The organism is Pseudomonas sp. FJ2-5-13 (assembly GCF_029201605.1).
GTDB classification, from domain to species: Bacteria; Pseudomonadota; Gammaproteobacteria; order Pseudomonadales; family Pseudomonadaceae; genus Aquipseudomonas; species Aquipseudomonas lactis.
The window spans coordinates 790,964-806,741 of the sequence record NZ_CP104045.1; the positions used below are offsets into that span (position 1 = coordinate 790,964).

8 protein-coding genes, 2 tRNA genes and 3 rRNA genes are annotated in these 15,778 nt (G+C 56.4%); 10 read left to right on the forward strand and 3 right to left on the reverse strand.

The annotated features are described in order from the left end of the window. Window positions 1–7 precede the first annotated feature (7 nt). The 3 genes from N2A98_RS03405 to N2A98_RS03415 form a co-directional block, all read right to left on the reverse strand. Entirely contained in the window at window positions 8–667 is a 660-nt protein-coding gene (locus tag N2A98_RS03405) for a TetR/AcrR family transcriptional regulator (protein WP_003188268.1), read from the reverse strand. An 87-nt stretch (window positions 668–754) separates the two neighbouring features. Next, on the reverse strand, window positions 755–2,149 hold the full coding sequence (locus tag N2A98_RS03410; protein ID WP_044275478.1) for a nucleobase:cation symporter-2 family protein: 1,395 nt from the start codon (window positions 2,147–2,149) through the stop codon (window positions 755–757). An 88-nt stretch (window positions 2,150–2,237) separates the two neighbouring features. Beyond that, window positions 2,238–3,158 carry a LysR family transcriptional regulator gene (locus N2A98_RS03415; protein WP_003188270.1) on the reverse strand — a complete coding sequence of 307 codons (921 nt, stop codon included), beginning with the start codon at window positions 3,156–3,158 and terminating at the stop codon, window positions 2,238–2,240. Window positions 3,159–3,284: 126 nt separating this feature from the next. Here N2A98_RS03415 and N2A98_RS03420 point away from each other — a divergent pair, with 126 nt between their 5' ends. From N2A98_RS03420 to N2A98_RS03465, 10 genes are all read left to right on the forward strand, one after another. Then, complete coding sequence (locus N2A98_RS03420) at window positions 3,285–4,634, forward strand: aspartate aminotransferase family protein (RefSeq protein WP_003188272.1); 1,350 nt, start codon at window positions 3,285–3,287, stop codon at window positions 4,632–4,634. A 39-nt stretch (window positions 4,635–4,673) separates the two neighbouring features. Further along, a complete protein-coding gene (locus N2A98_RS03425) occupies window positions 4,674–6,167 on the forward strand; it encodes a CoA-acylating methylmalonate-semialdehyde dehydrogenase (protein ID WP_275623021.1) in 1,494 nt (497 codons plus the stop codon). A 572-nt stretch (window positions 6,168–6,739) separates the two neighbouring features. After that, window positions 6,740–8,276: ribosomal RNA gene (locus tag N2A98_RS03430) — 16S ribosomal RNA — on the forward strand. A gap of 81 nt (window positions 8,277–8,357) precedes the next feature. Further along, a tRNA-Ile gene (locus N2A98_RS03435) sits at window positions 8,358–8,434 on the forward strand. 30 nt (window positions 8,435–8,464) lie between these two features. Further along, a tRNA-Ala gene (locus N2A98_RS03440) sits at window positions 8,465–8,540 on the forward strand. Window positions 8,541–8,787: 247 nt separating this feature from the next. Beyond that, window positions 8,788–11,679 (forward strand): 23S ribosomal RNA (locus N2A98_RS03445). Window positions 11,680–11,837: 158 nt separating this feature from the next. After that, window positions 11,838–11,953 (forward strand): 5S ribosomal RNA (gene rrf / locus N2A98_RS03450). Together the 16S, 23S and 5S rRNA genes with 2 tRNA genes alongside form the textbook arrangement of a ribosomal RNA operon. A gap of 190 nt (window positions 11,954–12,143) precedes the next feature. Continuing rightward, window positions 12,144–12,803: a paraquat-inducible protein A gene (locus N2A98_RS03455; RefSeq protein WP_275623022.1), complete on the forward strand. Its 660-nt coding sequence runs from the start codon at window positions 12,144–12,146 to the stop codon at window positions 12,801–12,803. Further along, on the forward strand, window positions 12,790–13,413 hold the full coding sequence (locus N2A98_RS03460; protein ID WP_044271248.1) for a paraquat-inducible protein A: 624 nt from the start codon (window positions 12,790–12,792) through the stop codon (window positions 13,411–13,413). Before N2A98_RS03455 ends, N2A98_RS03460 begins: the two co-directional genes overlap by 14 nt. Next, a complete protein-coding gene (locus N2A98_RS03465; RefSeq protein WP_034134445.1) occupies window positions 13,406–15,709 on the forward strand; it encodes an MlaD family protein in 2,304 nt (767 codons plus the stop codon). The genes N2A98_RS03460 and N2A98_RS03465 overlap by 8 nt, the downstream gene beginning before the upstream one ends. Window positions 15,710–15,778 lie beyond the last annotated feature (69 nt).

Genomic DNA, 15,778 nt, shown 5'->3' on the forward strand with positions numbered 1-15,778 from the left:
GCTTCGTTTATAGGGCTGGCTTGATGCCGCAGCCTTTGAGAATGATATGGATCAGGTTGGTGCCAGCATCTTCCATGTCCTGCTTGGTCAGCTTGGTGCGCCCGGTAACACGGCAGATCTGGGTGGCGAAGTCAGCGTAGTGCTGGGTGCTGCCCCACAGCAGGAAAATCAGGTGCACGGGGTCGACGGGGTCCATTTTGCCGGCGTCGATCCAAGCCTGGAACACCGCGGCACGGCCACTGAACCAGGCCCGATAGTCCTGGCCGAAATATTCAGTGAGGCATTGGCCGCCGCTGATGATCTCCATGGCGAAGATCCGCGAGGCTTGGGGTTGGCGGCGCGAGAACTCCATCTTGGTGCGGATGTAACGAGCGAGCGCCACGGCCGGGTCATCTTCGGCGGTCAGCGCGTTGAAGGTGCTGTCCCACAGTTCGAGGATATTGCTCAGCACCGCGACGTACAGGCCCAGCTTGTTGGTGAAATAGTAGTGCAAGTTGGCCTTGGGCAGCCCGGCACTGGCAGCGATGGTGTTCATGCTGGTGCCTTTGTAGCCATGGCGCGCGAATTCATCTTCAGCAGCCTGGAGAATCGCTTGTTCGTTCTTTTGCCGAATGCGGCTGGCGGGTTTACCGGCGTGGTTGCTGTGGGCAGGAACTTCGAGGCTCATGGAGGTTTCCGTGCTGATCGAGAGAGACGACGTGTGCACAGATAACCCACCCTCAAGCCTCAGACAAGTCCTGATGCAATAAAACCGTCAAAGCGGTTCCAGGCTGTCGCGTTCCGGGCTGTGGTTTGCGGCGGCGGTACTTGCCTTGGCCTCCGGCAGTAACAGGCACAACACAATGGCGGTGATGCCGCCGCTGGTGATGGCGGAGTCGAACAGGTTCTGCACCAGAGTCGGCATCAGGTGCAGCAGGTTGGGTTGCGCGGCGATACCCAGGCCAACGCCGAACGAGGTGGCGATGATCAGCATGCTGCGTCGGTCCAGCGGCGCCTGGGCGAGGATGCGCACGCCAGCCGCGGCCACGCTGCCGAACATCACCAGGGTGGCACCGCCCAATACCGGCTTGGGGATTTGCTGCAGCACAGCGCCGATCAGCGGAAACAGGCCCAGACAGAACAGCAACACGCCGATGTATAAACCGACGTAACGGCTGGCCACGCCGGTGAGTTGGATCACGCCATTGTTCTGGGCAAACGTGGTGTTGGGGAAGGCGCTGAAGGTGGCGGCGATCATGCAGCTCACCCCATCGCCGAGGACACCGCCCTTGAGCCGGCTTATATAAGAAGGGCCGCTGATGGGCTGGCGGGCAATCATGCAATTGGCGGTGAGGTCGCCGACAGTTTCGATGCTGCTGATCAGATAAATCAGCGCAATCGGCAGGAAGGCGCTCCAATCGAAGTTGAAACCAAAGCGGAATGGCGTAGGCAGGCTGACCAGTGGCAGGTCAGGCAAAGCCTGGGGAACAAGTTTGCCGCTGAACCACGCCGCCAGGCTGCCCAGGGCCAGGCCGATGATGATGGCCGACAAACGTACCCAGGGCGTATTCGAGCGGTTGAGCAGGATGATCGTCAAAACCACGAACAGGCCCAGCGCCAGGTTGGCGGGGGCGCCGAAGTCCGGTGCATTGAAGCCGCCGCCCAGGTCGGTGATGCCCACTTTGATCAGGCTGATGCCGATCAGCGTAATCACAATGCCGGTCACCAGTGGTGTGATCACGCGGCGCAGTTGGCCGATAAAGCGGCTCAATACAATCTGCACCGCCGCACCGAAGAAGCACACGCCGAAAATCATCGCCAGAATGTCTTCCGGGCTGCCACCGCGTTGCTTCACCAGAAAGCCTGCTGACAACACCGCGCCGAGAAACGCAAAGCTGGTGCCTTGCAGGCAGATCATGCCGGCACCGATGCCAAACGGCCTGCGTGCCTGGATGAAGGTGCCTACGCCGGAAACCATCAACGCCATGCTGATCAGGTAGGGCAAGTGAGCGGTGAGGCCGAGGGTGGAGCCAATGATCAGCGGCGGCGTGATGATGCCGACGAACGCCGCCAGTACATGTTGCAAGGCCGCGAGTAGAGCAGGCAGTGGTTTCGGGCGGTCATTGAGGCCGTAGATCAGGTCGCTGGGGCTGGAGGATTCTGGAGGCATGGCGGGTTAACTCAAGGCGGACGGTTCAAGGTCCTTGAGCCCTTGCAAAAAGCTGTCCAGATGCTCAGCTTTTTATATAACGCCCGATTTAGCGGGTGGCGGCCAGGCTTTCAAGGAAACTTTCCAGCACCAAATGAGGGCGACGGCCCTTGCGCGTGACCGATGCCAGGCTCAAATCGTAAAAACGTGTAGCCGGTTTCAGCGCACGCAGTCGGCCTTGTTGTACCCACAGGCTGGCGTAATGATCGGGCAAGTAGCCGATATAGCGCCCGGTGAGAATCAGGAACGCCATGCCTTCACGGTCTGAGGCGCTGGCGGTGCAGTTGAGCGCCTGGTAATGGGCCTGGATCTCCGCGGGCAAGCGGAAGGTGGGGGCGATGGCGTCCTGGCTGTCGATGCGTTCGTCGTCGAGTTGCTTGTTATCGGCGTAAAACAGCGGGTGGCCGACCGCGCAATAGAGCAAGGAGCGTTCGCTGTACAACGGCTGGTATTCCAGGCCCGACAATGCGCTGGCCTGGGGCACCACACCGACGTGCAGGCGACCGTCGAGTACGCCTTGCTCCACTTCATTGGGGGCGATCATGCGGATCTGGATCTGCACGTCCGGGCCGCGTTCCTTCAACTGCGCCAGTGCGTGAGTGATGCGCATATGGGGCAGGGTCACGAGGTTGTCGGTGAGGCCAATGATCAACTCGCCGCGCAAATGTTGGTGCAGGCCGTTGACCTCGGTACGAAAACTTTCCAAGGCACTCAGCAGTTGCAGGGCAGACTGATAGACCTCGCGGCCTTCTTCTGTCAGAGAGAACCCGGCGCGGCCGCGTTGGCACAGCCTTAGCCCGAGCCGTTGCTCAAGGTCGCTCATCTGCTGGCTGATGGCCGAGCGCCCGATGCCCAGGACAGTTTCCGCTGCCGAGAAGCCGCCGCACTCCACCACGCTGCGAAAGATGCGCAGCAGGCGAATATCGAAGTCACTGACTTGCGCCAAAGGGTCGGGACGACGGCTGCTCATAGTTTAGTGAAGTCCTGACTGAAGGTTAGAAGAGTTGGATTTCACCGACTTTATCCCCGTGGCAATTTAGCTGCAACAACGCTTTTTCAATCCCGACGCTGCCTTTTGCCCTGCGAGGTTTTGCTGATGAACATGCCCGAAAACGCCCCATCGTCCCTGGCCAGCCAATTGAAGCTGGATGCGCACTGGATGCCTTACACCGCCAACCGCAACTTCCAGCGTGATCCTCGCCTGATCGTGGCCGCTGAAGGTAGCTGGTTGACCGATGACAAGGGGCGCAAGGTCTATGATTCGTTGTCGGGCCTGTGGACCTGTGGCGCCGGGCATACGCGCAAGGAAATCCAGGAAGCGGTCGCCAAGCAATTGGGCACCTTGGACTACTCCCCAGGCTTTCAGTACGGTCATCCGTTGTCCTTCCAGTTGGCGGAAAAGATCACCGACCTGACCCCAGGCAACCTCAATCATGTGTTCTTCACCGATTCGGGCTCTGAATGTGCCGATACGGCGGTGAAGATGGTGCGGGCCTACTGGCGCCTAAAAGGCCAGGCCACCAAGACCAAGATGATTGGTCGCGCCCGGGGTTACCACGGCGTGAACATCGCCGGTACCAGCCTGGGCGGTGTGAACGGTAACCGTAAGCTGTTTGGCCAGGCGATGATGGATGTTGACCATCTGCCTCACACCTTGCTGGCCAGCAACGCCTTCTCCCGGGGCATGCCGGAGCAGGGCGGTATTGCCTTGGCCGATGAGTTGCTCAAGCTGATCGAGCTGCATGACGCGTCGAACATTGCCGCCGTGTTTGTCGAGCCGATGGCCGGTTCCGCTGGCGTATTGGTGCCACCGCAGGGTTATCTCAAGCGTCTGCGCGAAATTTGCGACCAGCACAATATCCTGTTGGTGTTCGACGAAGTGATCACAGGCTTTGGCCGCACCGGCTCGATGTTCGGTGCTGACAGCTTCGGCGTGACCCCGGACCTGATGTGCATCGCCAAGCAAGTCACCAACGGCGCTATCCCGATGGGCGCGGTGATTGCCAGCAGCGAGATCTACCAGACCTTCATGAACCAGGCGACGCCGGAATACGCAGTGGAATTCCCCCACGGCTACACCTACTCGGCGCACCCGGTGGCTTGCGCGGCGGGCTTGGCGGCATTGGACCTGTTACAGAAAGAAAACCTGGTGCAGAGCGTAGCCGAAGTCGCACCGCACTTTGAGAATGCGCTGCACGGTTTGAAGGGCAGCAAGAATGTGATCGACATTCGCAACTACGGCCTGGCCGGTGCTATCCAGATTGCCCCGCGTGATGGGGATGCCATCGTGCGCCCATTCGAAGCCGGCATGGCGCTGTGGAAGGCCGGTTTCTATGTGCGTTTTGGCGGCGACACCCTGCAGTTCGGGCCAACCTTCAACAGCAAGCCGCAGGACCTGGACCGTCTGTTTGACGCGGTCGGCGAAGTGCTGAACAAGATCGACTGATTTCTCCTTCTATATAGAACAATTTTTCAGGAGCCCTGCATGAGCCTTATCCAGCATTTGATCAACGGTGAACTGGTCAACGACAGCGGTCGTAGTGCCGACATCTATAACCCGTCTACCGGCCAAGTGATTCACCAGGTGCCGTTGGCCAGTCGTGAAACCATTCAACAGGCGATTGATTCGGCCAAGGCTGCGTTTCCGGCCTGGCGCAATACGCCGCCAGCCAAGCGTGCCCAGGTGATGTTCCGTTTCAAGCAACTGCTGGAGCAGAACGAAGCACGCATCTCGCAGTTGATCAGCGAAGAACATGGCAAGACCCTGGAAGACGCAGCGGGTGAGCTCAAGCGTGGGATCGAGAACGTGGAATACGCGTGCTCGGCGCCGGAGATTCTCAAGGGTGAATACAGCCGCAACGTAGGGCCGAACATTGACGCATGGTCGGACTTCCAGCCGTTGGGCGTGGTGGCGGGTATCACCCCGTTCAACTTCCCGGCGATGGTGCCGTTGTGGATGTACCCGCTGGCGATTGTCTGCGGTAACTGTTTCATCCTTAAACCTTCAGAGCGCGACCCGAGTTCGACGCTGTTGATCGCGCAGCTGTTGCAGGAAGCCGGGCTGCCTAAAGGCGTGCTCAGTGTGGTGCATGGCGACAAGGGCGCGGTGGATGCACTGATAGAAGCGCCGGAAGTCAAAGCCTTGAGCTTTGTAGGCTCGACGCCGATTGCCGAGTACATCTATTCCGAAGCGACCAAACGTGGCAAGCGTGTGCAGGCGCTGGGTGGGGCGAAGAACCACGCGGTGCTGATGCCGGATGCCGACCTGGATAACGCGGTAAGTGCCCTGATGGGCGCGGCTTATGGTTCTTGCGGTGAGCGTTGCATGGCGATCTCGGTGGCTGTGTGCGTGGGCGATCAGGTGGCGGATGCGTTGATCGCCAAGCTGGTGCCGCAGGTCAAGGCGTTGAAGATTGGTGCGGGCACGTCTTGCGGCCTGGATATGGGCCCGTTGGTGACGGGGCAGGCGCGGGATAAAGTCAGTGGCTATATAGAAGACGGTGTGTCAGCGGGTGCAGAGCTGGTTGTTGATGGCCGTGGCTTGAGTGTTGCCGGGCATGAGCAAGGATTCTTCCTCGGTGGCAGCCTGTTTGACCGCGTCACGCCTGAGATGCGTATCTATAAAGAAGAGATCTTTGGGCCGGTACTGTGCGTAGTACGGGTGGACAGCCTGGAGGCGGCGATGCAGTTGATCAACGATCATGAATACGGCAACGGTACTTGCATCTTCACCCGTGACGGTGAAGCGGCGCGCCTGTTCTGTGATGAGATTGAAGTCGGCATGGTGGGCGTTAACGTGCCGCTGCCAGTGCCGGTTGCGTATCACAGTTTTGGCGGCTGGAAACGTTCGCTGTTTGGCGACTTGCATGCCTATGGGCCGGACGGGGTGCGTTTCTATACCCGTCGCAAGGCAATCACCCAGCGTTGGCCGCAACGGGCCAGCCATGAAGCGTCACAATTCGCCTTCCCTAGCCTGTAAGGCTCGGTAGGTAGAAGGCCGGCCCCTTGGGGCCGGCCTTTGCGTTATTGGGGCATTTTTGACTTATATGACAGAAATGTGAAAAAGAAGGTTGACGGCAGATTCTGGAAGCCTATAATTCGCCCCACTTCTGGCGCAGTCGAAACGGAAAACTCCTTGGTAAACAATGAGTTACGCAGTTATCGACAGCAAGTTGCTTCAGTTCATCGAAGCCAAAAGGAAGTTGAAAAAGAGGTGTTGACAGCAGCGTGTAACGCTGTAGAATTCGCCTCCCGCTTACGAGAGATCGCAAGCGCAAGTGGTTGAAGTTGTTGAAGAAATCTTCGAAAACTTCTGAAAATAACCACTTGACAGCAAATGAGGCTGCTGTAGAATGCGCGCCTCGGTTGAGACGAAAGATCTTAACCAACCGCTCTTTAACAACTGAATCAAGCAATTCGTGTGGGTGCTTGTGGGGTCAGACTGATAGTCAACAAGATTATCAGCATCACAAGTTACTCCGCGAGAAATCAAAGATGTAACCAACGATTGCTGAGCCAAGTTTAGGGTTTCTTAAAAACCCAAAGATGTTTGAACTGAAGAGTTTGATCATGGCTCAGATTGAACGCTGGCGGCAGGCCTAACACATGCAAGTCGAGCGGTAGAGAGAAGCTTGCTTCTCTTGAGAGCGGCGGACGGGTGAGTAATGCCTAGGAATCTGCCTGGTAGTGGGGGATAACGTTCGGAAACGGACGCTAATACCGCATACGTCCTACGGGAGAAAGCAGGGGACCTTCGGGCCTTGCGCTATCAGATGAGCCTAGGTCGGATTAGCTAGTTGGTGAGGTAATGGCTCACCAAGGCGACGATCCGTAACTGGTCTGAGAGGATGATCAGTCACACTGGAACTGAGACACGGTCCAGACTCCTACGGGAGGCAGCAGTGGGGAATATTGGACAATGGGCGAAAGCCTGATCCAGCCATGCCGCGTGTGTGAAGAAGGTCTTCGGATTGTAAAGCACTTTAAGTTGGGAGGAAGGGTTGTAGATTAATACTCTGCAATTTTGACGTTACCGACAGAATAAGCACCGGCTAACTCTGTGCCAGCAGCCGCGGTAATACAGAGGGTGCAAGCGTTAATCGGAATTACTGGGCGTAAAGCGCGCGTAGGTGGTTTGTTAAGTTGGATGTGAAATCCCCGGGCTCAACCTGGGAACTGCATTCAAAACTGACTGACTAGAGTATGGTAGAGGGTGGTGGAATTTCCTGTGTAGCGGTGAAATGCGTAGATATAGGAAGGAACACCAGTGGCGAAGGCGACCACCTGGACTAATACTGACACTGAGGTGCGAAAGCGTGGGGAGCAAACAGGATTAGATACCCTGGTAGTCCACGCCGTAAACGATGTCAACTAGCCGTTGGAAGCCTTGAGCTTTTAGTGGCGCAGCTAACGCATTAAGTTGACCGCCTGGGGAGTACGGCCGCAAGGTTAAAACTCAAATGAATTGACGGGGGCCCGCACAAGCGGTGGAGCATGTGGTTTAATTCGAAGCAACGCGAAGAACCTTACCAGGCCTTGACATCCAATGAACTTTCTAGAGATAGATTGGTGCCTTCGGGAACATTGAGACAGGTGCTGCATGGCTGTCGTCAGCTCGTGTCGTGAGATGTTGGGTTAAGTCCCGTAACGAGCGCAACCCTTGTCCTTAGTTACCAGCACGTAATGGTGGGCACTCTAAGGAGACTGCCGGTGACAAACCGGAGGAAGGTGGGGATGACGTCAAGTCATCATGGCCCTTACGGCCTGGGCTACACACGTGCTACAATGGTCGGTACAGAGGGTTGCCAAGCCGCGAGGTGGAGCTAATCCCATAAAACCGATCGTAGTCCGGATCGCAGTCTGCAACTCGACTGCGTGAAGTCGGAATCGCTAGTAATCGCGAATCAGAATGTCGCGGTGAATACGTTCCCGGGCCTTGTACACACCGCCCGTCACACCATGGGAGTGGGTTGCACCAGAAGTAGCTAGTCTAACCTTCGGGAGGACGGTTACCACGGTGTGATTCATGACTGGGGTGAAGTCGTAACAAGGTAGCCGTAGGGGAACCTGCGGCTGGATCACCTCCTTAATCGACGACATCAGCTGCTCCATAAGTTCCCACACGAATTGCTTGATTCATTGAAGAAGACGAAAGAAGCAGCCCGAAATTGGGTCTGTAGCTCAGTTGGTTAGAGCGCACCCCTGATAAGGGTGAGGTCGGCAGTTCGAATCTGCCCAGACCCACCAATTTTGTGTGGGAAACGCCTGTAGAAATACGGGGCCATAGCTCAGCTGGGAGAGCGCCTGCCTTGCACGCAGGAGGTCAACGGTTCGATCCCGTTTGGCTCCACCACTACTGCTTCTGTTTGTATAAAGCTTAGAAATGAGCATTCCATCGTGGTGATGGTGAATGTTGATTTCTAGTCTTTGACTAGTTCGTTCTTTAAAAATTTGGGTATGTGATAGAAAGATAGACTGAACGTTACTTTCACTGGTAACGGATCAGGCTAAGGTAAAATTTGTGAGTTCTCTTAACTGAGAAATTCGAATTTTCGGCGAATGTCGTCTTCACAGTATAACCAGATTGCTTGGGGTTATATGGTCAAGTGAAGAAGCGCATACGGTGGATGCCTTGGCAGTCAGAGGCGATGAAAGACGTGGTAGCCTGCGAAAAGCTTCGGGGAGTCGGCAAACAGACTTTGATCCGGAGATGTCTGAATGGGGGAACCCAGCCATCATAAGATGGTTATCTTGTACTGAATACATAGGTGCAAGAGGCGAACCAGGGGAACTGAAACATCTAAGTACCCTGAGGAAAAGAAATCAACCGAGATTCCCTTAGTAGTGGCGAGCGAACGGGGACTAGCCCTTAAGTGGCTTTGAGATTAGCGGAACGCTCTGGAAAGTGCGGCCATAGTGGGTGATAGCCCTGTACGCGAAAATCTCTTAGTCATGAAATCGAGTAGGACGGAGCACGAGAAACTTTGTCTGAATATGGGGGGACCATCCTCCAAGGCTAAATACTACTGACTGACCGATAGTGAACTAGTACCGTGAGGGAAAGGCGAAAAGAACCCCGGAGAGGGGAGTGAAATAGATCCTGAAACCGTATGCGTACAAGCAGTGGGAGCCCACTTTGTTGGGTGACTGCGTACCTTTTGTATAATGGGTCAGCGACTTATTTTCAGTGGCGAGCTTAACCGAATAGGGGAGGCGTAGCGAAAGCGAGTCTTAATAGGGCGTCTAGTCGCTGGGAATAGACCCGAAACCGGGCGATCTATCCATGGGCAGGTTGAAGGTTGGGTAACACTAACTGGAGGACCGAACCGACTACCGTTGAAAAGTTAGCGGATGACCTGTGGATCGGAGTGAAAGGCTAATCAAGCTCGGAGATAGCTGGTTCTCCTCGAAAGCTATTTAGGTAGCGCCTCATGTATCACTGTAGGGGGTAGAGCACTGTTTCGGCTAGGGGGTCATCCCGACTTACCAAACCGATGCAAACTCCGAATACCTACAAGTGCCGAGCATGGGAGACACACGGCGGGTGCTAACGTCCGTCGTGAAAAGGGAAACAACCCAGACCGTCAGCTAAGGTCCCAAAGTTATGGTTAAGTGGGAAACGATGTGGGAAGGCTTAGACAGCTAGGAGGTTGGCTTAGAAGCAGCCACCCTTTAAAGAAAGCGTAATAGCTCACTAGTCGAGTCGGCCTGCGCGGAAGATGTAACGGGGCTCAAACCATACACCGAAGCTACGGGTATCACGTAAGTGATGCGGTAGAGGAGCGTTCTGTAAGCCTGTGAAGGTGAGTTGAGAAGCTTGCTGGAGGTATCAGAAGTGCGAATGCTGACATGAGTAACGATAATGGGTGTGAAAAACACCCACGCCGAAAGACCAAGGTTTCCTGCGCAACGTTAATCGACGCAGGGTTAGTCGGTCCCTAAGGCGAGGCTGAAAAGCGTAGTCGATGGAAAACAGGTTAATATTCCTGTACTTCTGGTTATTGCGATGGAGGGACGGAGAAGGCTAGGCCAGCTTGGCGTTGGTTGTCCAAGTTTAAGGTGGTAGGCTGGAATCTTAGGTAAATCCGGGATTCTAAGGCCGAGAGCTGATGACGAGTTAACTTTTAGTTAACGAAGTGGTTGATGCCATGCTTCCAAGAAAAGCTTCTAAGCTTCAGGTAACCAGGAACCGTACCCCAAACCGACACAGGTGGTTGGGTAGAGAATACCAAGGCGCTTGAGAGAACTCGGGTGAAGGAACTAGGCAAAATGGCACCGTAACTTCGGGAGAAGGTGCGCCGGTGAGGGTGAAGGACTTGCTCCGTAAGCTCATGCCGGTCGAAGATACCAGGCCGCTGCGACTGTTTATTAAAAACACAGCACTCTGCAAACACGAAAGTGGACGTATAGGGTGTGACGCCTGCCCGGTGCCGGAAGGTTAATTGATGGGGTTAGCTAACGCGAAGCTCTTGATCGAAGCCCCGGTAAACGGCGGCCGTAACTATAACGGTCCTAAGGTAGCGAAATTCCTTGTCGGGTAAGTTCCGACCTGCACGAATGGCGTAACGATGGCGGCGCTGTCTCCACCCGAGACTCAGTGAAATTGAAATCGCTGTGAAGATGCAGTGTATCCGCGGCTAGACGGAAAGACCCCGTGAACCTTTACTATAGCTTTGCACTGGACTTTGAATTTGCTTGTGTAGGATAGGTGGGAGGCTTTGAAGCGTGGACGCCAGTCTGCGTGGAGCCATCCTTGAAATACCACCCTGGCAACTTTGAGGTTCTAACTCAGGTCCGTTATCCGGATCGAGGACAGTGTATGGTGGGTAGTTTGACTGGGGCGGTCTCCTCCTAAAGAGTAACGGAGGAGTACGAAGGTGCGCTCAGACCGGTCGGAAATCGGTCGTAGAGTATAAAGGCAAAAGCGCGCTTGACTGCGAGACAGACACGTCGAGCAGGTACGAAAGTAGGTCTTAGTGATCCGGTGGTTCTGTATGGAAGGGCCATCGCTCAACGGATAAAAGGTACTCCGGGGATAACAGGCTGATACCGCCCAAGAGTTCATATCGACGGCGGTGTTTGGCACCTCGATGTCGGCTCATCACATCCTGGGGCTGAAGCCGGTCCCAAGGGTATGGCTGTTCGCCATTTAAAGTGGTACGCGAGCTGGGTTTAGAACGTCGTGAGACAGTTCGGTCCCTATCTGCCGTGGACGTTTGAGATTTGAGAGGGGCTGCTCCTAGTACGAGAGGACCGGAGTGGACGAACCTCTGGTGTTCCGGTTGTCACGCCAGTGGCATTGCCGGGTAGCTATGTTCGGAATAGATAACCGCTGAAAGCATCTAAGCGGGAAACTAGCCTCAAGATGAGATCTCACTGGAACCTTGAGTTCCCTGAAGGGCCGTCGAAGACTACGACGTTGATAGGTTGGGTGTGTAAGCGCTGTGAGGCGTTGAGCTAACCAATACTAATTGCCCGTGAGGCTTGACCATATAACACCCAAGCAATTTGACTACTCTAACGAGCATCAGATTGCGGTGTGTGAAGACGAAGATGAACCGAAAGTTCGACGCTCACAAAGCACCGAAAGCTGTCACATACCCAATTTGCTGAAGCGAGGCCAGCTGGCCGCGACTCAGTACCCGAATTTCTTGACGACCATAGAGCATTGGAACCACCTGATCCCATCCCGAACTCAGCAGTGAAACGATGCATCGCCGATGGTAGTGTGGGGTTTCCCCATGTGAGAGTAGGTCATCGTCAAGATTAAATTCCGAAACCCCAATTGCGAAAGCAGTTGGGGTTTTGTTTTGGGCGCTCGAAAAGTGTCCACCTTGTCCCCGTACATTTGTTCCCCCCAACCCCGACCTGACTGCCCCGACAAATTTGCACAGTTATTTCTGAGCGACACCACTAGAATAGCCACCTAACCATTTTTAGAGTCAGAGCCCTATCTATGCCCGATCCGGTTGATGCCCTCGAGGTGTCGGATTTACCGCTGGACGACTTGGTGGCATGCCATGAGTGCGACTTGCTGATGCGCAAACCAACCCTCGCCCTCGGCGAAAAAGCCCAATGCCCGCGTTGTGGCTACGAGCTATACGCTCACCGGCACAATGTGGTCGAGCGCAGCCTCGCCTTGGTACTGGCGGCCCTGCTGCTGTACATCCCCGCGAACTTTTTGCCCATCATGCAGCTCAATCTACTCGGGCAGTCCTCGGAGGACACCGTGTGGAGCGGCGTCGTTGGCCTGTTTGATACGGGTATGCAAGGCGTCGCCGCCGTGGTGTTCCTATGCAGCATGGGCATCCCCTTGCTCAAGTTGCTCTGCCAATTGGCCGTGCTGCTCAGTATTCGTTGGAACATCGCTCGCAACTACGGGCTGCTGCTATACCGCATCTACCACCACATGAAGGATTGGGGGATGTTGGAGGTCTACTTGATGGGTGTGCTGGTGGCGATCGTAAAGCTCGCCGACATGGCCTCCATCACCCTTGGCCTGGGTCTGGTCTGCTTCGTCAGTTTATTAATGGTCCAAGTTCTGCTTGAGGTGGTGATGTCGCCCCATCAGATCTGGCAAGCGCTGTCAGGAGAGGATGACCATGCGGGCGATTGATGCAGGCATTCTGATTTGTACCGAATGCCATGAGTTGAACAAGCAGGAAGCGGATACCGATGAGCAGCTCTGCACCCGTTGCGGCGCGTTGATCCATGCCCGTCGCCCCAATAGCCTCACACGCACCTGGGCGCTGTTGATCACTGCGGCGATCCTGTACATCCCCGCTAACCTGTTACCCATCATGACGGTCAACTCCCTCGGCCAAGGCGACCCCAGCACCATCATGTCGGGTGTCATCCAGTTGGTGCAGCACGGGATGTTCCCGATCGCCGCCGTGGTGTTCATCGCCAGTATCCTGGTACCGACCTTCAAGTTGGTCGGCATTGGCCTACTGCTGTTCTCGGTGCAGCGTCACCAACCGCTGTCCGCGCAACAACGCATTGTGATGTATCGCTTTATCGAGTTCATTGGGCGTTGGTCCATGCTGGATATCTTCGTGATCGCCATCCTGGTGGCGGTCGTTAACTTTGGGCGACTCGCCAGTGTCGAGGCCAACCTCGGCGCTGCGGCGTTCGCTAGTGTGGTGATCTTGACGATGCTTGCCGCAGTAACTTTCGATCCCCGACTGATTTGGGATAACACGGAGTCGGATGACGACCATGAGTGATTTGCCTAAAGCTAAAACCCGCCCAGCTTCTAACTGGTCGGCCATTTGGGTGTTGCCCTTGATTGCCCTGATCATTGGTGGCTGGCTGGGGTGGCGTGCCTATTCCCAGCAAGGTATCGAGATTCAAGTTCGCTTTGAGAGCGGCGAGGGTATCCAGGTCAACAAGACTGAAGTGGTCTATAAAGGCATGACCGTGGGCAAGGTCAAAACCCTGGCTCTGGATGACGAGGGCAGCAATCGCGGGGTGATCGCCACCATCGAGATGAACAAGGACGTTGAGCAGTACCTCAAGACCAACACTCGCTTCTGGTTGGTCAAGCCCAGCGTCAGCCTTGCCGGTATCACCGGCCTGGAAACCCTGGTTTCAGGTAACTACATCGCCGCCAGCCCCGGTGATGGCGAGCCCACGCGCAAGTTCAAGGCGCTCTCCGAAGAGCCGCCGTTATCCGACGCCAAGCCCGGCTTGCACCTGACCCTCAAGGCCGACCGCCTGGGCTCGCTGAACCGTGGCAGTCCGGTGTTCTACAAGCAGATTCAGGTCGGCCAGGTCAAAAGCTATCTGCTGTCCGAGGACCAGAGCACGGTAGAGATCAAGGTCTATATCGAACCGACCTACGCCAACCTGGTGCGCAAACACACACGTTTCTGGAACGCCAGCGGCATCAGTATCGACGCCAACCTTTCCGGTTTGAAAGTGCGCAGCGAATCCCTCTCCAGCATTGTCGCCGGTGGTATCGCCTTCGCCACGCCAGAGAATCGCAAAGACAGCCCACCCACCGACCCGAGCCTGCCTTTCCGCCTATACGAAGATTTCGATGCTGCCGCAGCGGGCATCAAGGTCAAGGTCAAACTCACCGACTTTGAAGGCCTGCAGGCCGGGCGTACGCCGGTGATGTACAAAGGCATCCAGGTCGGCAGCCTGAAAACCCTGAAGATCGACCCGGACCTGTCCAGCGCCAGCGCCGAGCTGACCCTCGACCCATTGGCCGAGGACTACCTGGTCGAGGACACGCAGTTCTGGGTGGTCAAACCGTCCATCTCCCTGGCAGGCATCACCGGCCTGGAGGCCTTGGTCAAGGGTAACTACATCGCGATTCGCCCAGGCGATAAAGGCACCCCGCCACAACGCGAATATGTAGCCCGTGCCAAGGCGCCGCCGTTGGACCTGCGTTCCCCGGGCCTGCACATGGTGTTGCTCACCGACAGCCTGGGCTCGCTGGATGTCGGCAGCCCGATTCTGTACAAGCAGGTCAAAGTCGGTTCGGTACAGAGCTACCAGTTTTCACGCAAGAAAAAACAACTGGTGATCGGCGTTCATATCGAGAAGGAATACGAAAGCCTGGTCAACGGCTCGACGCGCTTCTGGAATGCCAGCGGCGTCACCCTCACGGGCGGCCTCACCGGCGGTATCCAGGTCAAAAGCGAATCCCTGGCCAGCCTGATGGCGGGCGGTATCGCCTTCGAAACGCCGGAACCGAACGTGCCATTGAAACATCGCATCCCGCGCTTCCGCCTGTATGCCGACCGTGACGCCGCCAACCAGCACGGCACGCTGGTGACCATCAAAGTTGATCGCGCCGACGGCCTGAGCGCCGGCACACCGGTGCGCTTCAAGGGACTGGATGTGGGCAAGATTGAGAGTGTCGACCTCAGTGCCGACATGCAGTCGGTGCTGCTCAAGGCGCGTATCACCCAGGTTGCGGACCGCATCGCGCGTTCGGGCAGTCAGTTCTGGGTGGTCAAGCCGGAACTGGGGCTGATGAAGACGGCTAATCTGGAGACCCTGGTCACCGGCCAATACATCGAAGTGCAACCGGCCGCAAAAAACGCCGGCCCGCAAAAGAGTTTTGTCGCCCTGGCCCAGCCGCCCGAAGCGGTGCATCAGGAAGCTGGCCTGAGCCTCACACTCAGCGCCGCCCGCCGTGGTTCGCTGAAGGAAGGGGTACCGGTCACCTACCGTGAAGTGACGGTCGGCAAAGTCACCGGCTATGAGCTCGGCCAGACCGCTGACCGCGTGCTGGTGCACATCCTGATCGAGCCCAAGTACGCGCCGCTGGTGCGCAGTGGTAGCCGTTTCTGGAACACCAGCGGCTTTGGCCTCGACTTCGGTTTGTTCAAGGGCGCGACCGTGCGTACCGAGTCGCTGGAGACATTGGTGGCCGGCGGGATCGCCTTTGCCACGCCGGACGGCGAGCGCATGGGTAACCCGGCACGGCCGCAGCAGACGTTCCCGTTGTTCGACAAGTTTGAGGATGAATGGCTGACCTGGGCGCCTAAGATTCCACTGGGCAAGTAGACCGAGGCGCGGCCTTCGCGAGCAAGCCCGCTCCCACAGGGAAACTCGGTCAACTGTGGGAGCGGGCTT